Raw genomic sequence first — 22,880 nt, 5'->3', positions numbered from 1 at the left:
CAGTAGTCGAAGTTTTTCTGCTCAATACCTCATTTTAATTTTGTGGAATGTCAAAAAAGAAAATATTATTCTTCTCTAGTAATCTAAATCGTACTGGTGCAGAAATAGTTTTATTTGATATTCTACATCAAATTGATTCCGATAGATTTGAGGTAGGGCTAGTTCTTTTGGAAAGAAATGGAGCCTTAACGAGTCATTTATCCCCGCATATCCAAGTCTTTTATTTAGATACGCATTTTTCTTTGTGGGATAAGATTAAATTTCATGCAGGTCAGGATATCGTGTCTCAACGATTATCCAAAATTCAAAGTGTTTTTCAGGCGGATGTTTGGTATATCAATACCATACAAAATGCTTTCCTTTTACAATTTAAAAAACAGTTTAAGGTGAGTGTATTTTTACATGTGCATGAATATTTATACAATTTTGAACAACTGGAAATCAAAGATTGTCAGCGCATTTTTGAACATGTAGATTGTTTGGTAACTTGTTCTGAATTGGTTCAAAGTTTCTTTGCCCCCATTTTTAGCGGTCCTAGTTTTATATTTCAATCTGGAATTAATAAGGAATTCATTGATCAATGCCTCGTTAATTATTTCAAGAAGCCTTTAAACAAAAAACGTATTGTTTCATCAGGTACAGTTTGTTATCGAAAAGGAGTAGATATTTTCCTTCAAATAAGTAAATCATTTAAAGCCGACGAATTTGAATTTATTTGGTTGGGAAAATGGGCTAACAATGGTTATGCAGAGTTAATTCGCAGACAAATGAACACTGGCATATATCCAGCTGTTCAATTTTTAGATAATGTACAACCTCAAGCGTATTATGAAATTTTAGCTAGTGCTGATGCTTTTATTACTTGTTCTAGAGAAGAGAGTATGGGCTTGGTGGCTATGGAGTCTATTTATTGCGGTGTTCCTGTCTTAGCAACCAATTCTGGAGGCTCTAGCCTGTCTGTTAATTCTACTAACGGAATATTATGCCAGGATTTTAGACCAGCAACATTAGCAACTGCCTTAAATTCTCTATTAGATCAAGTATTTGATCAAGGAAAGATGCGTGAAAGCTTGTCTAGCTTTATTATTCAATCTGAATGTCAAAAGTTAGAAGAAGTTCTATCTAATTCCCCTAATCTCTAACAGGAGGCTGGTTTCCAGATAAATTGGTATTCTTTTTTTCTTCCACCAATTGTAGCCTCTTTACCTTATCTATTTTAGTATACTTCAAACGATCCACCGTATTGGCATCTATATTTTTAGATAAAATATAGGCGATATAGCAGTACAGTAAAAAGGTTAAAAGCAAGCCAAATAACACTTCATGGTTGGAATATTGATGGCGTATGAAAGAGTAAATCACCAACACACATATGTTAAAGGAAATTAAAATCATGGTAGCACCAAAATGACTAAATCCATTATCTATTAATATATGATGTAAGTGTTTGCGATCTCCTTTAAAAGGTGAGACACCTGTCGATATACGAATGATGAACATCCGCAATGTGTCAAAAAGTGGTAGTAGTAAAATGATGATGGTTAATATTGGAGCGTCTTTTACTAGTCTTGGATCATAGATGTATGAACTATTGAAAACAATATATTTTACTGCAAAAAACGCTAATAGAAATCCTAATATCATGGAACCCGTATCGCCCATGAAAATTTTGTTTTTGGTGGACCAATTGAATCGTAAAAAACCTACCAATGAACCGGCTAATGACAAAGCCAAAGTGGCCAAAGCAAATAAACCTAAACTATAAAATAAATAAGCAAATACAGCAGAAGCAACGAATCCTACTGTTCCCGCAAGGCCATCAATCCCATCTAATAAATTGATGGCATTAATGATTGCAATGATAATAAACAATGTAAATGCAATACTGAAGATGTATGGAATATGGTGGATGTTGAATAAGCCAAAGAAAGTCGAGATGCGTAAATCACCAAATGTAATTAATAATAAGGCTGCTGCAATTTGAATAAATAGCTTCTTTTTAGGGGATAAAATTAAGATGTCATCTTTAATTCCTAAAAAGAATAATATGATCAAGGCAGCCACGGCCAAATGTATCTCATGGCCCTCATTGGGATTATCCCAGATGAAATAACTGATTAAAGTAGCGGCAAAAATGGCTACTCCACCCAAGGTTGGGGTAAGTTCTTCATGAGAACTTCTGAGCTCTATTTCTGCCATCAAATCCTTTAATTTCGAAATGTTAATAATGACAGGAATTGCTGTCACCGTCACTACAATCGAAACAATAAAGGAAACAATGATTTGAAACTCTTTATTACTTAATAGGTGTAAATATTCATTCATTGTACTTAGCTTATTTCTCTATGTTTAACTACTTGGGCCGGATTACCTTGATTTATGGTATAAGGCGCTAAATCTTTACTTGTAAATGATCCAACAGTCAGAACACTATGGGATCCAACTCTCACCCCTCCACTTACCATGGATTTTGCTCCTATCCAAGCACCTTCTTCTATTACAATATTTCTCGTTATTAAATCAAAGGATGATTTTTTATAATCATGATTCCCTGTGATTAATAAAGCCCCTTGCGAAATACATGCATGGTCATAAATAATCACTTCGGATAAATTGTCAATCCAGGCTTCCTCGCCTATCCAAACGTAATTTCCTACTTGTAATTTCCAAGGAAATTTAATTTTTACCCAAGGTTTAATGACAACATGATCTCCGATTCTAGCTCCAAATAAACGCAACAAATTTACTTTTAATCTATTGGGATATGGAATATTGGTTAAAAAAAACACATTCGAAAATATAAGCCAAAGAAAATACATCAGCTTGGCCTGTATTCCCGGTGATCCCTCCCCTGTAAATGTGCTTAAATCTGTTTTCAAACGATTTCTTTTAAGGCTTCTTTGATTTTATCTTTTTCAAAATTATGTGAATTTTCAAATTCATACACCTTAGCATCTACTAAAAAGCGATACCAAAATACTTGAAGTACATTCCACATTAAACCCCTTATTCCGTCTAATATACCTAATCTAAAAAAATAGGAATAATGAAACAGTAGAATAGAACGTACAAAAATAGGACTTTTGTTGTAAAATGATTTTAACAAATGAACAACTAAGTCTTTCAGTGGTAATTTATCTTTGATTTGATCCGCCTGCAAATACCGATGTTTTAATACTTCGATTGACTCTCTATTGGCATATAAATTATGTTTTTGAGTCCACCATGTTAGATTGTTCAAATTATGGTCAATGATCAAATTCTTTAAATTGTAGGTTGATGGCTCATTCAAAATGATTTTTTCGTCCATCCATTTATCGTCACATTTCCCCTCGCCCCTTTTCCAAATGCGAAGTAACCAAATAGGGTTAGTCATACCATAATGGATTATTCCTCCCATAAAGAATACCTTTCTTTGCATATAAAAACCATTGATGGAATCAAAAGCCTCATCATTCAAACAATCTTTAATCTCTGAAATCAATGAATCACTCAATAATTCATCGCAATCTACTCGAATGATATAGTCTGTTTCGAATGGGTATATTTCCAATGCCCTGTTAATTTGATTGGCATGGTGAATGAATTTATTTTGCACTACTGGTATGCTATATTTTTCAGCTATGGCCAGCGTATTATCTGTAGAAAAGGAATCTATGATGAATATTTGATCACTTAGTTTTTGAACATTTTGTATACATCTCTCTAAATGAATTTCTTCATTATAGGTAAGTAACAACACACTAATTGACTTTTTCAAAGGAAAAGAAATTCTAATTTATTCAAATAAATGCTCCATGCTAATCAATATGCAATTTAAGATTTATTATTGAGAATTAGCTTATTTCTAATTCAGCGCCGTATCACTTCATCATGTGACATAATATTACCTGAGTAATCTTTGCCTTGATTAAAAAAGGGATTAGTTTTGTTTTTGAAATTCATCTTATGAGAATTCTAATATTTCATAATCTTTTATGGTCCCAGTACAAATCAGTTGTATTTGAAAAAGTAGCTGACATTTGTAACAAAAATAATGATGAATTATTAGTACTTGAAACCACCATTACTGAATCAGGAAGAGAGGATTTAGTCAATTTTGATTTGGATAATTATCCCTACAAATTCCCTGTAAAACTGATTAGTACTCAACCTCTACAAAGTATATCCTCTTGGAAAGTAGCTTATTCTTGGGTGAAAGCTATATTTCAATTTAAACCAGATGTGATCAATTTTACTGGTTATGCTGAGGCAGCCGCACTACCGACTTTATTACTCTGTAAATTATTAGGAATTAAAACCGTAATGACCATTGAGTCGGTTAGAAATCAATCAGAACATCAAAACGTCCTGATTTATACCATCAAATCCGCTATTAAATCGGCTATTTTTAAGTTGACTAATGCTTATTTTAGCTATGGTTTAAATTCAAACCAATTTCTATTTCGGGCGGGTGTAGCTAAGAATAAAATTCTTTCTTTTTTAAATTCCTTTGATAAAGTAAAATTCAAGGAGCAAATTCTTTTAAACACGAATCATTCAAAAGAAAATATAAAACCTTACCTGCTCTACGTAGGCCGTTTGTCCGAAGAGAAAAATTTATTTGGATTGTTGGATTTAATGAAGGAGTTGCCCTATCAGTTAAAAATGGCTGGCAATGGTCCTTTGTTCAAGGAATTAGCATCCAAGATTCATGTAGAAAAGATTACCAATGTTGATTTATTGGGTACAGTTGCTTGGAATGAATTAGCAAATTTATACCAACATGCGACCTGTTTAGTTTTAGTTTCCAAGGCTGAAACTTGGGGAATGGTAGCCAATGAAGCACAAGAATTAGGAAAGCCTGTGATTTGCACAGAAGCCTGTGGTTGCGCCAATGATTTAGTTATCGATGGTTTCAATGGTCTGGTTATTAGTAAATTAGATGATTTACAAGAAAGGAATAGGATTAAAGATTTTTTAAAAGATTATCCCAATCGAGCTGGAAATCTCCAGCAAAATTCAATTAAAAATTCCAAGATTTTTGATGTCGATAAATTAGCTCAGGAAATGTATCAAGGTTTTCGAACCTTAACCATGAATTAATTGAGTTAATTGCTTTTCAACGGCTTGGTAGGAATAATTTTGAATGACAAATTCTCTACCCATTTGAGCCATTTTTTCCCTTTCGTTTGTATTTTCAAGCAGGCTATAGATTGCCTCAAATAAAGATTGGTCATTAAGTTTAATTACTTTGGCGCCACCGGCTTCTTGCAAGTCTAAAGCTATACCAACATGTTCCGAAATGATGACAGATGCACCACACAATAGTGCTTCGACTACGGACATGCCGAAATTCTCTGAAAGCGAGGGTAAAACAAAAATTTGAGTGTCAACTAAAAGTTCCTTCCCTTCTTCCGGGGATAATAAACCTGTAAATACTACATGCTTTTCAAGATTGTTTTTTTGAATAATATCCTGAAGTTCCTGTACATAATTTCCTTCATCTGATCCTGCTATTACGTAAAGAACTTTAGGATATTGCTTAATTAATTCCGGTAATACATCAAGCACGTAGTTGATTCCTTTTTTAATGGTAACTCGACCATAGTGGGTTAGGATGATTTGATCTTCGTCAAGGCCAAATTTTTGCCGGAAGGTGCCCTTGGCTGGTAGTAGGTTGAAATTTTCTACATCAACTATATTAGGAACTATACTTGATTTGATAGGAATAGATAAGAATTTATTCACCTTTAGAGATTCATCTCTTGTAGAAAATAGTACTCGTTTGGCCTCAATTAACATTTTTTTGACATATAAAGCTAAGAAAAACTTTTTTACTTTGGAAGATTTTAAATGAAAGGTTTCATCATATAAACTACCGTGGGGAATTATAAAAAAAGGGATCTTATGCCACTTACATGCTAAATAGGCCGCCATGATAGGGAAATTCCAAACAGCCTGCATTACCACTAAATCAAAGCGTTTTACATGCTTAAATAACCAAAAAAACAGTCCAGGCGAAAAGGTATAATTGGAATACCCTATATAAGGGAAACGCCAAATGGGGTAACTAAATTCAGTTGTGGAAAGTTGACCTACGGTTATTTGAGCCTTTTGTTCTTCGGTAAGTCCTTGTGTAGTGGTTAGCACTTCAATTTGACAATCAACATCTTCTAAAGCTTTCGAAAAAGTTAAATTAGTAAATATGGGCCCTCCTATTGATATAGCAGGATAATATGCTGGGGAAACCTGTAAAACTCTTTTTGGAGCAGACATTTGATGCAAGTGCAGTTAAGAAAATCAGGTTTAATATTCAGATTTTAATTCGTTTTTATCCTTAACCATTTCCACATTCATAAATCGAATAAATATTAAAAATGAAACCCAGTAAGCAAAGTCCATAGGTCTTCCAGAAGTAAACATTCCGACAAAGGTGTTTAAATAAAAAAGGCCAATGAAGTTTTGAAATATAATTTGAGATTTAAAGCAACGATAGGCAAAATATAAAAAAGCAATATGAAAACCTGCAAATAAAATGAATCCAAAAACCCCAAAATTCACCAAAGATTCAAGCATCGGGATATCGATATATCTAAAACGATAACCATGACCAAAAACGAAATCGATCTTACTGGTATTCCAAAGCTGTTTGATGTAGTTAATATTATTGACACGCCCCATGGCTGATTCATCAACCTCTGAACTTTTACCTAAGGTTACACCCGTGCTCATAGCACGAATAAACAGGTTGAAGAAGGTATTATAATAAGAATCAAATAGTTCTATTATCCTTAATTTGGAGGCAAAATAATATAAGTTTCCTATTAGCAATGCGTAGAAAATGTAGGATTGTCTTTTAACATGGGTAAAAATACTTTTCACTGGAACCATAAAAAACAACATACATGGAATTGCCATTAAAAGTGTTAATATGGTCGCCCTTGTTTGAGTTAAAATGATTACAATTAAACTAAACCACACATTGATATGAGCTAATAAACGTGTTAAATAAACATGAGGTACCTTGATGGAATCCCAACTCCTATTGATGATTAAAAAGGAAATTAAAAAACCAGCTAAACCATTTCTACTGTAGATATAGGGATTCCCTGTAAAGTTTTCGGTTGTTTTACTCGTGTATTGTACGGTAGCGCGCGTACCAAATACGTAATTGGGATTTGTAGCTACGGAGTAAATTAAGGCACAGCTCGTTAAAAAGGTAATCATTAGAATAAGCACAGGTAAATACTTTTGCACTTGATTATCAACCCTTAATAAAGAAAAAAGAAAACCAAAAATTAAGGCAAAATTAATGAGGTCGGTATTGAACATGGTCATTTCTTTATTCATTAAAAAGAAATAAATCATGGCTACACTAAAAAATGTTCCTCCTAGTAATAATAGAAAGGTATTGGGTCTATGCCCGACTTTGGCATGAAAATGATTGAGCATTAAAATCAAGCCAAAAACATATACAGCTCCAGTGAATACAGATCCACCGCCGAAGCCTAGCGTTTCTTTGAAAAAATAAATTAATGGAGGAGCAATCCAGAATATCAATATTCCTATCGCATTTTTAACCAAGGTGATTTGCTTAATGGTCAACGCTTTGAAGGAAGGCTAGAAATGATTGATACGATTTGAAAGTCTAAGACTTTTGTGATTCCGTTTGGATTCGAACCAAAGACCTACTGCTTAGAAGGCAGTTGCTCTATCCAACTGAGCTACGGAACCTAAAAATAAATAGTCAATTTATTCTTGGTGCAAGCACTGTTAAATAAATTGACTATGTTGTCGGGGTGGCAGGATTCGAACCTACGACCTCTTGGTCCCAAACCAAGCGCGATACCGGGCTACGCTACACCCCGAAAAAACACTGCGGAGAGAGAGGGATTCGAACCCTCGGTACCGTTACCAGTACGACAGTTTAGCAAACTGTTCCTTTCGGCCTCTCAGGCATCTCTCCTAGCATTTAAGAGAGCACAAATGTAGTAATTTTTTTTGAATATCGAAATTCAAAAATGAAATTTTATTTAAAAATATCGAAACTTGAAACACTTTTTCCTTCCAAGCTAGTTTGACCCATTAAAAACTGATCGATATTTCTTGCAGCTTCTCTTCCTTCTGAAATAGCCCATACTACAAGTGATTGTCCACGTCTAGCATCACCTGCCACAAATATCTTTTCTTGAGCAGATTGATAGTTTCCATTGGCTACAATATTTCCTCTTTCGTCAGCCGAAATTCCAGCTTCAGTTAATTCCTGAAATAAATTACCATGGTCAGTGTGTAAAAATCCAGCTGCAATTAAAGCTAAATCACAAGGGATTTCACGGATATTTTCTACTTTTTGTTCCATCTTTCCCTGGGACATATCGTAGGTGATATCACCAATTTTGAGGGCAACTAATTCATTTTTATCATTGGTGATAAATTCTTGTAAAGATATAGACCAAAGACGATTAGCTCCTTCTTCATGTGAAGTAGAAGTACGTAACATATTGGGCCAATTTGGCCAAGGTGTATTTTCTGCTCTATCCACAGGCGGTTTTGGCATTACTTCAATTTGAGTAATAGAGGCAGCTTTATGGCGATTAGATGTACCGACACAGTCAGACCCTGTATCTCCTCCCCCAATAACCACCACATGTTTGCCTGTGGCCATAATATTATGGTTGGTATAAGGTTCTCCTTTATGATTTACCTCAAGGGCAAGTTGAGCATTACGCTTATTTTGTTGAGATAAAAATTCCATGGCTGGATAAATACCAGAGGCATCACTTCCTTTTGTTGAAATTAAACGTGGTGTTGTAGACCCCGTTGCAATCAAAATGGCATCAAATTCACTGATAAGCTTGGAAACTTTATAATTTACTCCAATATGAACATTGGTCTTAAATTCTATTCCTTCCTTTTCCATAACCGCTACACGGCGGTCAACCACAGATTTATCTAATTTAAAATCAGGAATACCGTAGCGTAATAATCCTCCTATACGGTCCGCTCTTTCGAATACCGTTACCGAGTGTCCTACTTTATTCAGTTGAGCAGCGCCTGCTAGACCAGCTGGACCAGAACCTACAATGGCAATTTTCTTTCCTGTCCTTTTTGTAGGAACAAATGGAACTACCCAACCTTCAGAATACGCTTTTTCAATAATTGATTTTTCAATCAATTCAATTGTTACCGGAGGTTTATTGATGCCTAATACACATGCAGATTCACAAGGTGCTGGACAAATACGCCCTGTAAACTCTGGGAAATTATTGGTCGAACTCAAAATTTCGTAAGCATATTTCCAATTTTGCTCATAAACTGCATCATTGAATTCAGGTATAATATTACCTAAAGGACACCCGCTATGACAAAAAGGCGTTCCGCAGTCCATGCAACGGCTTGCCTGCTTTTCAGTCTCTTCGGATGAATTTATTAATTCAATTTCTTTATAGTCATTGATACGCTCTGAAACATCTCTCTTCGCAGAGGTTTTTCTATCAACTTCTAAAAAACCTGTTGGCTTCCCCATTTTCAATAATTAGTTTAATTCTACTTTAATATTTTGATATACTTTGTCTTTATCATTCAACACATCTGTGATACTTAAGTGTCTACTAGATAAGGCATTTCGGTAATCGATTGGTAATACTTTTTTGAACAAACTGGTCATAGACTTGAAGTTGTCCATGACATATTTGCCTTTCACCGATCCCGTTAACTCCACATGTTTTGCCAAATACATTGAAACAATTTGAACATCCTCTTGATTTAAGTCTGATATTTCAACCATTTCACGGTTTACTTTAGCTTCAAAGTCATTCTTTTCATCTAAAATGTAGGCAACTCCTCCGGACATTCCTGCCCCAAAGTTTCTTCCAGTGGATCCTAAAATTAATACAAGTCCACCAGTCATATATTCGCATCCGTGATCACCTATTCCTTCCACCACGACTTTAGCTCCAGAATTCCTAACACAGAATCGTTCACCTGCCATACCAGCTAAATAAGCTTCTCCTGATGTTGCACCATAAAATGAAACGTTTCCTACAATGGAATTCTCAGCTGCAATAAATTTAGCTGCCGGAGAAGGGTATGCAATTAAAGTTGCGCCGCAAAGACCTTTTCCTATGTAATCATTGGCATCGCCTTCAATTTCAAATTTTAAACCTTTGACAGAAAATGCACCAAAAGACTGACCAGCAGTTCCTTTAAACTTAATATGAATTAAGCCCTCTGGCAATGCTTTATCACCATATTTTTTAGTGATTTCATTGGAAAGAATAGTTCCTACCGAACGATTGACATTAATGATGTTAAATTCACCATTAACTTGCTTTTTCGAATCGATGGCCGCTTGAGCGATTTTTAAAATTTCCCAATCCAATTGATCCGCCAATCCATGATCTTGCTCTTCAGATTTATATACGGCTACTCCTTCGCCTGGATTGGATGGTTTTAAAATGGGTGATAAATCCACATGTTTGAATTTCCAGTGCGAGGAAACGTCTGCCATGCTTAAATAATCTACCCGACCAATCATATCTTCAATCTTACGGAAACCTAATTCAGCCATAATTTCACGTAGTTCTTGCGCCAAGAAATGGAATAAATTAACTACGTGTTCTGGTTTTCCTGTATATAATGCCCTCAATTCTGGATTTTGCGTGGCAACTCCAACTGGGCAGGTATTCAAGTGACATTTACGCATCATAATACAACCCGCAGTAACCAAAGCAGCTGTGGCTACTCCAAATTCTTCAGCACCTAATAAAGCCGCAATGGCTATATCACGCCCAGTTTTTATTTGACCATCGGTTTGAATAGTAACACGTCCTCTCAACTTATTTTTCACTAAAGTTTGATGTGTTTCTGCTAAACCTAATTCCCAAGGTAAACCTGCATGACGAATAGATGATAATGGTGAAGCACCTGTTCCTCCATCGTATCCAGCAATCAAAATATGGTCAGCATGAGCTTTGGCAACACCCGCAGCAATCGTACCCACACCAGCTTCTGAAACTAATTTAACCGAAATACGAGCAGCTCTATTGGCATTTTTTAAATCAAAGATCAGCTGAGCTAGATCCTCAATTGAATAAATATCATGGTGAGGCGGAGGTGATATTAAACCAACACCTGGCGTCGAATGACGGGTTTTACCAATCCAATCATCAACTTTATGACCTGGTAATTGTCCACCTTCTCCCGGTTTAGCTCCTTGAGCCATCTTAATCTGAAGTTCAACGGCATTGGTTAGATAATTGGCTGTAACACCAAATCGACCAGATGCGACTTGCTTAATGGCGGAATTCATAGAATCCCCATTCTTCATTTTTTCGAAACGAATTGGATCTTCTCCTCCCTCTCCAGTATTTGATTTTCCTCCAATACGATTCATCGCTATGGCCAAGGTAGTATGGGCCTCATAAGAAATTGAACCAAATGACATAGCTCCTGTTGCAAAGCGCTTCAAGATATTTTCGATCGGTTCAACCTCATCAATTGAAATTGATTGGGTGTTTTTGAAACGTAACAAACCTCTTAAAGTAATTGACTTCCTACTTTGGTCATCAATTAACTTGGAATATTTCTTGTAAGTAGCATAGTCGTTCACCTTGGTTGACTGTTGCAACAAGTGAATTGTTTGTGGATTAAATAAATGCTCTTCTCCACGTTGCTTCCATTGGTAAATACCACCCACTTCTAATTTTGGGTGATCTGATTTCAGCAAAGCAAAACCCGACTGATGCTTGATTAGGGCTTCTTTCGCAATGGTATCTAAATCTACCCCATTAATTCTGGAGATAGAACCACTGAAATAATTATCTACAACATCTTTTCCAAGGCCCAATATTTCAAATATTTGAGCTCCTTGATACGATTGTAATGTAGAAATACCCATTTTAGAGAAAATCTTTAATAATTCCCCATTAACGGCTTTTATGTAATTGTATTCTAGCTTTTCGTATGATAAACTTTGGTCTACTAGGCGATTATCCTTCATAGCCTTAATGGTCTCAAATGCCATGTAAGGGTTTATAGCTGAAGCGCCATATCCAATTAAAGTTGCAAAATGATGCGTTTCCCAAACATCTCCCGCTTCAATAATGATACCAACTTTAGCTCTTTTTTTAGTACGTATCAAATGGTTATGTACTGCTCCCAAGGCTAAAAGTGAAGGGATTGGCGCATGTGAAGAATCAATACCTCGGTCGGTTAATAAAATGATGGAATAGCCATCATCCACAGCATCCTCAGCATATTGACAAATTCTATTTAACGCCTTTTTCAATACACCAGTTTCTTCCGAGGCACGGAATGTCATGTGTATGGATTTAGTTTGAAAATTAGCGTGATCAATCCAACGAATCTTTTCAACCTCTTTGTTACGCAATACAGGTTGTTGTATTTCAATTTGTCTACAATGACTCGGAGTTTCATCCAATAGGTTTGAAAGCCCGCCAATGTCTGTCAATAAAGACATAACCATTCTTTCACGAATAGGGTCAATTGGTGGATTGGTTACTTGAGCAAATAGTTGTTTGAAATAACTAGATAAATGCTGTGCCTTATCTGATAAAACAGCTAAAGGCGTATCAATACCCATGGAACCCAAGGCTTCCTTACCTGTTTCAGCCATTTGAGCTAAAACCACCCGGATATCTTCCGTAGTAAATCCAAAAATTTGTTGGCGAGAAATTAACTCTACCGGCTTAGGCTGGCGGTATTCACTTCCTGCCTCTGGTAAATCTTCTACGCGTATTTTATTTTCACGCAACCATTGACCATAAGGTTGTTGCTGACAAATCTTCTCCTTTAATTCTTCATCCGGAATAATTCTCCCCTGCTCCATATCCACGACAAACATCTTTCCAGGTTGTAAACGACCTTTTGAAACAATGGTAGCTGGATCCAAATCCAATACACCTGCTTCAGAAGCCATTATCACATGGTCATCTTCCGTTACCCAATACCTAGATGGTCTTAATCCATTTCTATCTAAGGTTGCTCCAATCATTTTACCATCTGTAAATGAAATAGAAGCTGGACCATCCCATGGCTCCATCATGGCAGCATGATACTCATAGAAATCTTTCTTATAGCTTTCCATGGATTCATTGCCATCCCATGCCTCAGGGATCAACATCATCATAACATGAGGCAAACTACGACCACTCAGGTATAAAATCTCAATAGCATTATCTAAAATAGCTGAATCGGACTGCCCCAAGCTACATACTGGCAAAATCATGTCTAATTCTTCTTGAGTAAAGTACTTACTCGAGAATAAAGCTGATTGTGCTTGCATCCATGAAGAGTTTCCTTTTACGGTATTAATTTCTCCATTATGAGCAATGTAACGGAATGGTTGAGCTAATCTCCATTCTGGGAATGTATTGGTAGAAAAACGAGAGTGAACAATAGCCAAAGCTGATGTAAAATTCTCTTGGAATAAATCTTCAAAATACCCTGGAACTTGCATGGTTGTCAACATACCTTTATAAATAATGGTACGACAAGACAAGGAAGCAAAATAAAACTTGCCGTTTAATTGAACAATTGTCTCATTCAATAAACGAGTCACATATTGACGGAAAACATAAAGTTTTCTCTCAAAATCAATTTCACTTAAACAAGATTCTGGTCTTTCTATAAATAATTGTTGAATAGAAGGCTCCTCATTTCCAGAATCAGCCCCTAATATTTCAGCATTGTTTACAGGAACTTGTCGGTAACCAAGGATGCGTAGGCTTAATTTCTTGGCTTTTCTTTCAATAATCTCTTTACACTCTTTAATAAGCGTCTCATCCTTTGGAAAGAATACCATACCTACACCATATTGGCCTAAGGATGGTAAAGCAAAACCTAATTTGGCTGTTTCTTCAAAAAAGAATTCATGGGGCAATTGAACCAATACACCAGCTCCATCACCCGAGTTCGGATCACAACCACAAGCACCACGGTGGTCCATGCGAATCAACATCTTGATTGAATCCTGTACAATTCGATGCGATTTAATGCCTTTCATACTAGCTACAAAACCAATACCACAAGCATCGTGCTCAAATTCTTTCCGATACAATCCCTCTTCATTCATGACTTCCATAAGAAACTATTAATATTCTAATAATAAACTAAAAATTCTTAACAAAATTAAATATCAGTAATGCTTAACATTTTGATATTTATATAGGCAATATCAAATTTAATCAAAAATATATTTGGCAATTCATTGAATAAACAAAATATAATATTGTTATTAAAATATCACTAAACAAGTATAAATTATCTTGTTAGAGTGCAATTATTTAATAATCATCACCGTAATCTGAGGAATCTCCACCAAATTCATTATCCTCTTCACCGTCTTCATCGCCAAAATCATTTTCCAAATCATTTAGATAAATGGCATCAACTCCTTCTCTTACTGTATTCAGAATCGTTAGATTTTCAATTTTCGCTTGATCCAAGCGATCTACAACTGATTCTTCTTTCGTCACTACCACAAATAAACCTGATTCATTAGAACAAATTTTGGTTCCTTTTCGAATAGCCGATACGCCATATCCATCCAATTCGCTTACCTTGGAGATATTCAATATCATATTGGTGTATTCTTTCTTGAAAAGCAATCGAACGACATTTTCTAATTCTTCATAATTGCTTTGAACTAAGGTTTCTCCTTTCCAATCAATTAAAGCATAACTTTCGTTTTGATCTAGTTGAAATAAAGCATTAGTTGACATTTTCTAAATATTGGTTTACGTGATTAAATATACGTTCTTCTAAATTTTCTTGTGGTTCCTTTTTGAATTTTTGACCAGTTATCTCTTCAAATAGCAAGATATATCGCTGGGAAATTTCTTCAACAAAGGCATCCGTAATGGTCGGAACTTGTTGACCTTCTTTTCCTTGAAATCCGTTAGCAATTAGCCATTCTCTGACAAATTCCTTGGAAAGTTGTTTTTGTGCCAAGCCCTTTTCTAGTAATTCTTGGTAGGTATTCGCATAAAAATAGCGGGATGAATCTGGCGTGTGGATTTCATCCATCAGCATAATTTCTCCGTTTAGCATACCAAATTCATATTTGGTATCAACCAAAATCAATCCCTTTTCCTTGGCCATTTGGGTTCCACGTTCAAATAATGCTAAGGCCTTTTGACTTAACTGATTCATGATATCAGGAGAAACTATTCCTAATTCTAATATTTTCTCAATTGAAATATCCTCATCATGACCTTCACTGGCTTTCGTAGTAGGAGTAATAATTGGATTAGGTAAACGGTCGTTTTCTTTTAACCCTTCAGGTAGTGATACACCGCAAACTTCTCTTTTTCCTGCTTTATATTCTCTCCATAAATGACCCGCTACATATCCACGAACTACCATTTCAATAGGAATGGGCGTGCATTTATATCCATAGGCTGCATTTGGATCTGGAGTATCAATTAACCAATTGGGAATAATATCTCTAGTTTTATTTAAAAAATAGGTTGCTATTTGATTTAAAACTTGACCCTTGAAAGGAATAGTTCTAGGTAAAATAACATCGAAGGCAGAAATACGATCCGAAGTTATCATCAATAAACGATCATCTCCGATGCTGTATACATCCCTTACTTTACCGCGATAAAAAGCCGTTTGGTTTTTAAAATTAAACTGACCTTGAGCCTTATTTTCCATGCTTAATATGTTAAAATTCGTTCCTTCTTTTTCATTAAATCCAATAAACCCAAGGCTTCCTTGGTATTTACCCGATTCATATTTTGTTGTTCTTGCAACAATTGATTTTGCTTAGCCATTTTTAAAATGGGAAGTAGCTTCCTCCATTTGTAGGCATAAATTTCAAATTGTTTAATGAGGGTATCTGAAACTGGGTTTTCTTTAATTCCATTTTCAATCAAAGTAATAGCCTGGTCAATATTCCCTTGTTTTTCTAATATAGCAGCCTGAATTAATAATTCATTTGAATCTGTACTAGAAAAACGAATCCTGTTTTCTACCGTTTGATTCAAGCGAATATTTAATAAAGCCTGCGTTTTCTCTAATTCTTTGTTGATGAAAATATCTTTACCCTTAGCTTTTTTAATCCAATACAATGCTTCTGCATTTCGTTTGTTTTTGATTAAATAATTAACCTGTTGTATGTCTTTATTGTATACGCTCGCTCTATTGGAGAATAAGCCTTGATAAATCAACAAGAAAATGTACAAATAAGATGTAAACAAACTATATCTTAATTATATGCAGAATAAAGAGTAAATCCGTTGTGATTAAAATCAATAACAAAATTAATAAATATACCTTCATATCGACTAATTCAGTCCAATTATTCGAGCTAAGAAAAGTAAAATAAGATGTTTCTTGATTACTTAAGATGAATTCTTTACTATCCTTTCCAATTTGGACCTTTTTGCTAATGGGTCTAAAAACCTGATTCCCCCTACCCTCTGTTTTGTTTCTTTTCATTTCAGCATGGTGATGAAAATTCAATACTTCAGGATTTTCTATTAAACCTAAAAAGGATTCGATGGGAGTATTGGGAATCAAAGTCTCTTTAGCGTCCAATTGAGCAGAAATTATTTCCAAGGATACAAAGGCTGCCGTGTTCCTTTTCAAATCTTCACTTATTAAATTTTGGGCTTCTTGCCAGCGGTCTTTTGATTGAGTATAATTTTCAGGTACCCAATAACTTACTTTGACCGGTTCTGATAAGGAGATTGAAGTATTGGAAGGTTCCAAAAAGTATATGAATAGCCAGAAAAAGAGCAGAAATATACTTAACCTAGCCAATAATTTAAAAATAAATATTCCCGAAATGCGAAAAATACCTCGTGAATTACGCCAATACTTCCATAGTATTAATAGGTAAATACTTGAAAATAAACTCAATAGAATGATAAAAAGCTGGGTGAAATTCATTGAGTGTGCTTAAAAACAATTCAAAAGTAAATTACTATTTTTACAATTCTTATTTTTTTTCAATGGATATATTAAAAAGTAGCAGGTTAGAGCATTTGAAGTATGAAATCAGGGGGCCTGTTTATGACAAAGCTTTGGCACTTCAGAATCAGGGTTATAAAATTACTTCCCTCAATATAGGCAATCCTGCTGCATTTGGTTTTGAAACACCCGATGAAATAGTTCATGATATCATTGTTAATATCCGTAATGCACAAGGATATACTGATTCTCGAGGTTTATTTGCTGCCCGAAAGGCAGTTATGCAATATTACCAGAACAAGGGCGTCAAAAATATCCTAATTGAAGATATTTATATAGGAAATGGGGTTAGTGAATTAATTTCTTTGGTCATGATGGCATTATTGAACCCTGATGATGAAGTTTTAATTCCATCGCCTGATTATCCATTATGGACTACCGTAGTAGGCTTAGCTGGTGGTAATTCCATACATTATGTATGTGATGAAACTTCAGATTGGCAGCCCGATTTAGCTGACATGGAAGCTAAAATTACAGATAAGTGCAGAGCCATTGTTTTGATTAACCCTAATAATCCTACAGGCGCTGTTTACTCTAAAGATACAGTAGATAAAATTGTTCAATTGGCGATTAAACATAAGTTAATCCTATTTTCTGATGAAATATATGATAAGATTTTGTTTGATCAACATGAACACTATTCCGCCGCAGGATTAAGTGACGAAATCTTAATTGTTACCATGGGTGGCTTATCTAAAAACTACCGGGCTGCCGGATTTCGTGGTGGATGGATGATATTAACAGGTGCAAAACATAAAGCCAAATCATACATTGAAGGACTTAATTTTTTGTTTAGTACTCGTTTATGCGCCAATGTAATTACTCAATTTGGCATTCAAACTGCTTTGGGTGGTTATCAATCCATTAATGATTTAGTTGCACCGGGTGGTAGGTTGTATAAACAAATGCAATTAGCTTACGAAAAATTAAATGCCATTGATGGTGTTTCTTGTGTCAAACCTAAAGGGGCATTATACCTCTTTCCCAAAATCGATTTAGGCAAATTCACCTTTGAGGATGATGAACACTTTGTGATGTCTTTATTGGAAGAGCAAAAAATCCTTGTGGTAGCTGGCCGAGGCTTTAATTTCAAACAAAGAGATCATTTTAGGATTGTGTTTTTACCTCATGTAGAGCAGCTTTCTTTAGCATTAGATAAGATTGCCTTGCATTTTGACAATTATAGAAGATGATTTTTAACCAATTTTCTCGAAAACAAAAGTTATTTATTTTCCTATTCGGAATATTTTTAACCAATGCTATTATAGCCGAGATTATTGGAGTTAAAATTGTCAGCATAGAAAAATCTTTAGGTTTCTCCCCATTGGGATTATTAACTCCTTGGGGTGACAAGTGGGATTTTAATCAAACGGCTGGTGCATTAAATTGGCCAATTGTATTTATTACGTCTGATATAATCAATGATTATTTTGGAAAAAAAGGAGTTCGTTTCATATCCTATACGACTGCCCTATTTATTGCTTATTCATTCCTAATTATCTATTGGGCCACATTATTAGTTCCAGCCGATTTCTGGCTACAAGTAAACAATTCCAATGGATTTAATATCAATGATTCATTTGCTAGAATATTCAGGCAAGGTTTAGGCATTATAACAGGTTCATTGACTGCCTTTTTAGTTAGTCAAATGCTGGATGCCTTAGTATTTGAAAAAATTAAATCCAGAACAGGCCAAAAACACATTTGGCTGAGAGCAACAGGATCTACCCTAATCTCTCAGTTGATTGATAGTGTATTAGTTATTGGAATCGCCTTTTATTTCTTTGGAAATTGGAGTTTTGGTCAGTGGATGAATGTATCATTCAATAATTACCTCTACAAATTCATTATAGCCATTCTTTTTACTCCAATGCTATACTTGGCACACTACTTCATTGAATTATATTTACGACCTGAAAAAGATTAAAATCGTCTTAGTTGGTCTAATATAATACCTGTCGAAATAGCCACATTTAGAGATTCTGCTTCGCCAAAGCGAGGAATTGTGATTTTTTGCTGAATACTTGCACTAATTTCTGGTCTAATACCATGCGATTCACTTCCCATCACAATAAAAGCTTTGTTAGGGAATTGGAAGTGATGTAGATTTTCCCCAGATAAATCCGCAGCAATTACCTTATGATTAGGATGAGATCTAAAGAATTCCAGTAAATCTACATAAATGCATTTTACCCGTTTAAATGAACCCATTGTGGCCGAAATAACCTTTGGATTGTAAAACTCTGTACAATCATTAGAACAAACGATTTGTTTCACACCATACCAATCACATATCCGAATGATGGTACCTAAATTTCCTGGGTCCCTAACACCATCTAAAACCAATACAATATCATCTAATGTATTGAATTTAAGAGCTGATTTACTTTGAACTACCGCTAATCCGAATTGATTAATGGTTAAGGTACTTAACTTGGTTATATCCTCTTTAGGTACAAAATATATAGGAATCGATGTATTAGAAAATAGATGTTGATATTCGACGTTAACTACTAGAAATTCTACCTTAAAATCAGAATCCATTACTTCTTGTATACCTTTCTCTCCTTCCACCAAAAATAGTTCGTTCTCTGATCGTCCTTTTTTAGAATGTAGAGAATTAATTAACTTTATTTGTTTATTCGTTAGCATCATTTGAAATCTAGAAATATACTTATTGGATTAATACTCACTCAGGCACTATTTTATTCCTGCACGGGTTATCGCCAATTCAAATTTTCGGAGTACAAAGTAAACCGAATCGACATTCAAGGTAATAAGTTAATCTCGAAAGAAGATTTAAGAACAAATATACTTGGTTTAAAGGAATCCTACGCTAGAATATTTTCACCGAAAGTATATGGATATTTTGAAGTTAAAAGGAAATTAAAGGATTCTTTAGGTAAATCTCCCGCCTTTATACAATTTTTCAATACCCCCAATCCTAGCTTAAATAAAGCCTATATAGAAGTTACCAAAGAGGCCATATATAAATATTATCGAAATAATGGTTTTTTAAGAAATCGAGTCACTTTGGATGTTGATACGATTAAAAAATCCGAAAAATTGGTCAACGTAACTTTTCACATTGATGAAAATGCCCTCAGCACCTTTTCTAAAAAAGATTCATTTTTAGTAGACAATCCTCAGTTAGGAAAGAAAATTGATGCCTATTATGCCAATGAAAGTGTTATTTCTAATAATGATCGACTAAACCTTGATTTATTAAAAAAGGAGAAAGAAAATATTACCCATTATTTAAAGAATCAGGGTTATTTTTATTTTTCCAATGAAGCTGTAGGCTTAAAGCTCAATGACTTACAGGATTCTAGCTTATTACGGGTGGGGATTATATATAAAATACCAGATTTTAAAGAAGTCAACACCAATCGCCAATATGATCGCTTATTTCGTTTTGGAAAGGCTAGTTTTGTCAACAATCAATATACTGATTCCAGTAATTTGGGCATTTTAAATACAACTGCACTAAGTAGACTGGTTACCTTTAAGGAGGGTGATTTATATTCCGTAGATCAATTAAATCAAAGCCTTCAAAATATCTATGCATCTGATCAATTTAAATCAGTTTCTATCAAATTTGATACCTCCTCTACCCGTGTATTTCCTAAAGTAGAATTAGTTCCCAATGAAAAGTTTAATTTCTCATCTGAATTAGGTGGAAGTGTTTTTCGAGGAATTCCAGGTCCCTTTCTAACTAATTCATTTAAAGTTCGACGCGTCTTTTCTAGTTTGGATTATTTAGATTTTTCCGCGCGCATAGGTTTTGAAGCTCAGGCAGGATTCATCAATACTGATCAGGCAAGAAAAAACCTAGAAGTTAATCTTAGTACCACATTGAATTTCCCTAGATTGTTTTTACCAAGCAATATAAAACAACAATTGGGACCATTGTATGCTTCACAAACGCAAATTGGCTTTGGCTATGACTATATCAATCGACCGGAATATTTAAGAACTAATTTTAAAATATTTCAGCGATATCAATGGCGAAAATCCCCTTTTAAAACTTTTCAATTTTCTTTGGTAGACCTCAATATATTAAACACCAATTATCCAGAAACCTCCACTGCAAGTGCCTTTAAAAGTTATTTGGAGGAATTACGCTTACAAGGAAACAATTTGTACCGAAGTTTTAATCCTAGTTTTGTCTCCAGTATACATTTTACTTATGCCTACCGCAGTTTCTTACCCAGTAATGAATTACAAACTGGAGAATCCTTTCAATTGGGGCTTGAATCTGGAGGAAGTACTTTGAACTTAATTGGATCCAAGAGAATTGCTTTTATTGAAAATATCTTGGGTAGTAATCAAAATATTCAATTTTATCGATTTGTACGATTTAATTTCGACTACAGGAAATATAAGATGTTAGGCATGAATCGAAAATCCCAATTAGCCTTTAAATTCATCGGTGGATTAGCGTATTCATATGGAGAAGAAAATGATTTTCAATTACCCTATGAGAAAAACTTCTTCATTGGTGGCCCTAGTAGTTTACGCGCATGGAAACCTCGTCGATTAGGTCCAGGTGCCTATAATGCCATTAGTAATTTAATTGAACAACCAGGTAGTATTTTATTGGAATCTTCAGTAGAATACCGTTTTAGGATGTTCCAGTTGTTTGGTACTATGAATGGTGCATTCTTTATTGACGCAGGAAATATCTGGACTTTTGCCAATTCTAAAGGTGAAAAAGATGGATACTTTGCCTTAGATAATTTTTATAATCAAATAGCGGTGGGTACAGGTTTTGGATTACGATGGGATTTCTCGTATTTTCTATTAAGATTAGATTTAGCCACCAAAGTAATCAATCCAGCAAAACCCCTAAATGAAAAATGGGTTCTCTCCAAGACTTCGTTCAGCAGTGGAGAAAACCCAATTGAATTCAATATAGGAATTGGTTATCCTTTTTAATTTATTTTCTTGCAATTGCTTTGATGGATTTCTCCACAATAGCCGCCGCATTTAAACCATATTTTTCCATTAGATCAGCAGGCTTACCTGATTCACCAAAAGAATCATTTACCCCTACAAATTCTTGAGGTGTAGGGTGATTTTGAGATAAAAATTGTGCAACAGAATCACCTAAACCACCATTTATTTGATGTTCTTCAGCCGTTACCACACAACCTGTTTTACTTATAGAGGCTAAAATAGCTGCTGTATCTAAAGGCTTAATGGTATGTAAGTTCAAGACATCAGCTTTTATACCTTTTTCTTCTAGAATTTCAGCTGCCTGAATAGCTTCCCAGACAAGGTGTCCAGTAGCTAGAATAGTTACGTCAGTTCCTTCGATTAGATGAATGGCTTTACCAATTTCAAATTTTTGATCTTCAGGAGTAAATACTGGCACCACTGGACGGCCAAAACGTAAATAAACAGGACCTTCATATTCTGCAATGGCGATAGTAGCTGCTTTTGTCTGATTGTAATCACAAGGATTAATAACAACCATACCTGGCAACATCTTCATTAAGCCGATATCCTCTAATATTTGGTGAGTAGCACCATCCTCTCCTAGTGTTAGACCTGCATGTGAACAGCAAATTTTAACATTTTTACCTGAATAGGCTACCGACTGACGAATTTGATCATATACACGACCCGTTCCGAAATTGGCAAATGTAGTAGCAAAAGGAATGTATCCACCAATAGCTAAACCAGCTGAAATACCAATCATGTTAGCTTCAGCAATTCCTGTTTGGAAAAAACGCTCTGGACTATTTTTAATAAAAGCTTCCAATTTTAAAGAGCCAATTAAATCGGCACATAAAGCCACAACCTTAGGATTGTTTTGACTTAAATATTCCATTCCAGCTCCAAAGCCTGAACGAGTATCTTTTTTTGTTTCGTAAGTAAACTTCATTGTAAAT

General features: G+C 35.0%; 18 protein-coding genes and 3 tRNA genes. 5 read left to right on the top strand and 16 right to left on the bottom strand.

Annotation, left to right across the window (positions count from 1 at the left end):
• Positions 1 to 47: 47 nt before the first annotated feature.
• The gene (locus tag ACST15_RS01345; protein WP_459452853.1) at positions 48 to 1,142 is read left to right on the top strand and encodes a glycosyltransferase family 4 protein; all 1,095 of its coding nucleotides are present in this window, start codon (positions 48 to 50) and stop codon (positions 1,140 to 1,142) included.
• On the opposite strand, the gene ACST15_RS01340 is transcribed toward ACST15_RS01345, so the two are convergent.
• The 3 genes from ACST15_RS01340 to ACST15_RS01330 are packed head-to-tail and all read right to left on the bottom strand — an operon-like array spanning position 1,132 to position 3,760.
• Positions 1,132 to 2,325, bottom strand: coding sequence for a glycosyltransferase family 4 protein (locus tag ACST15_RS01340; protein ID WP_459452852.1), 1,194 nt, complete (start codon positions 2,323 to 2,325; stop codon positions 1,132 to 1,134). The genes ACST15_RS01345 and ACST15_RS01340 overlap by 11 nt on opposite strands.
• A gap of 5 nt (positions 2,326 to 2,330) precedes the next feature.
• On the bottom strand, positions 2,331 to 2,879 hold the full coding sequence (locus tag ACST15_RS01335; RefSeq protein WP_459452851.1) for a WcaF family extracellular polysaccharide biosynthesis acetyltransferase: 549 nt from the start codon (positions 2,877 to 2,879) through the stop codon (positions 2,331 to 2,333).
• The gene (locus ACST15_RS01330) at positions 2,876 to 3,760 is read right to left on the bottom strand and encodes a glycosyltransferase family 2 protein (RefSeq protein WP_459452850.1); all 885 of its coding nucleotides are present in this window, start codon (positions 3,758 to 3,760) and stop codon (positions 2,876 to 2,878) included. Before ACST15_RS01330 ends, ACST15_RS01335 begins: the two co-directional genes overlap by 4 nt.
• 188 nt (positions 3,761 to 3,948) lie before the next feature.
• Here ACST15_RS01330 and ACST15_RS01325 point away from each other — a divergent pair, with 188 nt between their 5' ends.
• On the top strand, positions 3,949 to 5,085 hold the full coding sequence (locus tag ACST15_RS01325; protein WP_459452849.1) for a glycosyltransferase: 1,137 nt from the start codon (positions 3,949 to 3,951) through the stop codon (positions 5,083 to 5,085).
• Here ACST15_RS01325 and ACST15_RS01320 read toward each other — a convergent pair.
• From ACST15_RS01320 to ACST15_RS01270, 11 genes are all read right to left on the bottom strand, one after another.
• Positions 5,071 to 6,258, bottom strand: coding sequence for a glycosyltransferase (locus ACST15_RS01320; RefSeq protein WP_459452848.1), 1,188 nt, complete (start codon positions 6,256 to 6,258; stop codon positions 5,071 to 5,073). The two genes, ACST15_RS01325 and ACST15_RS01320, sit on opposite strands and share 15 nt — an antisense overlap.
• Positions 6,259 to 6,288: 30 nt before the next feature.
• A complete protein-coding gene (locus ACST15_RS01315; RefSeq protein WP_459452847.1) occupies positions 6,289 to 7,587 on the bottom strand; it encodes a hypothetical protein in 1,299 nt (432 codons plus the stop codon).
• 55 nt (positions 7,588 to 7,642) lie between these two features.
• Positions 7,643 to 7,716: transfer RNA gene (locus ACST15_RS01310), tRNA-Arg, on the bottom strand.
• Positions 7,717 to 7,776: 60 nt separating this feature from the next.
• A tRNA-Pro gene (locus ACST15_RS01305) sits at positions 7,777 to 7,850 on the bottom strand.
• Positions 7,851 to 7,861: 11 nt separating this feature from the next.
• A tRNA-Ser gene (locus ACST15_RS01300) sits at positions 7,862 to 7,948 on the bottom strand.
• A 63-nt stretch (positions 7,949 to 8,011) separates the two neighbouring features.
• On the bottom strand, positions 8,012 to 9,508 hold the full coding sequence (locus ACST15_RS01295) for a glutamate synthase subunit beta (protein ID WP_459452846.1): 1,497 nt from the start codon (positions 9,506 to 9,508) through the stop codon (positions 8,012 to 8,014).
• A gap of 9 nt (positions 9,509 to 9,517) precedes the next feature.
• Positions 9,518 to 14,086 carry a glutamate synthase large subunit gene (gene gltB / locus ACST15_RS01290; protein WP_459452845.1) on the bottom strand — a complete coding sequence of 1,523 codons (4,569 nt, stop codon included), beginning with the start codon at positions 14,084 to 14,086 and terminating at the stop codon, positions 9,518 to 9,520.
• Between the two features lie 202 nt (positions 14,087 to 14,288).
• Entirely contained in the window at positions 14,289 to 14,726 is a 438-nt protein-coding gene (locus ACST15_RS01285) for an STAS domain-containing protein (protein ID WP_459452844.1), read from the bottom strand.
• Positions 14,716 to 15,663, bottom strand: coding sequence for a phosphoribosylaminoimidazolesuccinocarboxamide synthase (locus ACST15_RS01280; protein WP_459452843.1), 948 nt, complete (start codon positions 15,661 to 15,663; stop codon positions 14,716 to 14,718). Before ACST15_RS01280 ends, ACST15_RS01285 begins: the two co-directional genes overlap by 11 nt.
• A gap of 2 nt (positions 15,664 to 15,665) precedes the next feature.
• A complete protein-coding gene (locus ACST15_RS01275; protein WP_459452842.1) occupies positions 15,666 to 16,208 on the bottom strand; it encodes a hypothetical protein in 543 nt (180 codons plus the stop codon).
• 1 nt (position 16,209) lies between these two features.
• Positions 16,210 to 16,599, bottom strand: coding sequence for a hypothetical protein (locus ACST15_RS01270; protein WP_459452841.1), 390 nt, complete (start codon positions 16,597 to 16,599; stop codon positions 16,210 to 16,212).
• A gap of 365 nt (positions 16,600 to 16,964) precedes the next feature.
• Between ACST15_RS01270 and ACST15_RS01265 the strand changes: the two genes are divergently transcribed.
• A complete protein-coding gene (locus ACST15_RS01265; protein ID WP_459452840.1) occupies positions 16,965 to 18,176 on the top strand; it encodes a pyridoxal phosphate-dependent aminotransferase in 1,212 nt (403 codons plus the stop codon).
• A complete protein-coding gene (locus ACST15_RS01260) occupies positions 18,173 to 18,910 on the top strand; it encodes a queuosine precursor transporter (protein WP_459452839.1) in 738 nt (245 codons plus the stop codon). The genes ACST15_RS01265 and ACST15_RS01260 overlap by 4 nt, the downstream gene beginning before the upstream one ends.
• Here the strand turns inward: ACST15_RS01260 and ACST15_RS01255 are convergent.
• A complete protein-coding gene (locus tag ACST15_RS01255) occupies positions 18,907 to 19,635 on the bottom strand; it encodes a TrmH family RNA methyltransferase (protein WP_459453232.1) in 729 nt (242 codons plus the stop codon). The genes ACST15_RS01260 and ACST15_RS01255 overlap by 4 nt on opposite strands.
• A 3-nt stretch (positions 19,636 to 19,638) precedes the next feature.
• Here ACST15_RS01255 and tamL point away from each other — a divergent pair, with 3 nt between their 5' ends.
• Positions 19,639 to 21,921, top strand: a complete 2,283-nt coding sequence (tamL, locus tag ACST15_RS01250; protein WP_459452838.1) for a translocation and assembly module lipoprotein TamL — start codon at positions 19,639 to 19,641, stop codon at positions 21,919 to 21,921.
• 1 nt (position 21,922) lies between these two features.
• Here tamL and ACST15_RS01245 read toward each other — a convergent pair whose 3' ends face one another.
• Positions 21,923 to 22,873 (bottom strand): transketolase family protein, encoded by a 951-nt coding sequence (locus tag ACST15_RS01245; protein ID WP_459452837.1) that lies wholly within the window; start codon positions 22,871 to 22,873, stop codon positions 21,923 to 21,925.
• Positions 22,874 to 22,880: the final 7 nt, after the last annotated feature.

It is taken from the genome of Aquirufa sp. Wall-65K1, assembly GCF_054558475.1.
This window is presented reverse-complemented; position numbering and strand designations above follow the sequence as displayed.

Coding starts and splice junctions, on each gene's coding strand:
- ACST15_RS01260 (WP_459452839.1), top strand. CDS start 18,173: ATGATTTTTAACCAATTTTCTCGAAAACAAAAGTTATTTATTTTCCTA.
- ACST15_RS01345 (WP_459452853.1), top strand. CDS start 48: ATGTCAAAAAAGAAAATATTATTCTTCTCTAGTAATCTAAATCGTACT.
- ACST15_RS01245 (WP_459452837.1), bottom strand. CDS start 22,873: ATGAAGTTTACTTACGAAACAAAAAAAGATACTCGTTCAGGCTTTGGA.
- ACST15_RS01285 (WP_459452844.1), bottom strand. CDS start 14,726: ATGTCAACTAATGCTTTATTTCAACTAGATCAAAACGAAAGTTATGCT.
- ACST15_RS01340 (WP_459452852.1), bottom strand. CDS start 2,325: ATGAATGAATATTTACACCTATTAAGTAATAAAGAGTTTCAAATCATT.
- ACST15_RS01265 (WP_459452840.1), top strand. CDS start 16,965: ATGGATATATTAAAAAGTAGCAGGTTAGAGCATTTGAAGTATGAAATC.
- ACST15_RS01295 (WP_459452846.1), bottom strand. CDS start 9,508: ATGGGGAAGCCAACAGGTTTTTTAGAAGTTGATAGAAAAACCTCTGCG.
- ACST15_RS01320 (WP_459452848.1), bottom strand. CDS start 6,258: ATGTCTGCTCCAAAAAGAGTTTTACAGGTTTCCCCAGCATATTATCCT.
- ACST15_RS01255 (WP_459453232.1), bottom strand. CDS start 19,635: ATGCTAACGAATAAACAAATAAAGTTAATTAATTCTCTACATTCTAAA.
- ACST15_RS01325 (WP_459452849.1), top strand. CDS start 3,949: ATGAGAATTCTAATATTTCATAATCTTTTATGGTCCCAGTACAAATCA.
- gltB (WP_459452845.1), bottom strand. CDS start 14,086: ATGGAAGTCATGAATGAAGAGGGATTGTATCGGAAAGAATTTGAGCAC.
- ACST15_RS01280 (WP_459452843.1), bottom strand. CDS start 15,663: ATGGAAAATAAGGCTCAAGGTCAGTTTAATTTTAAAAACCAAACGGCT.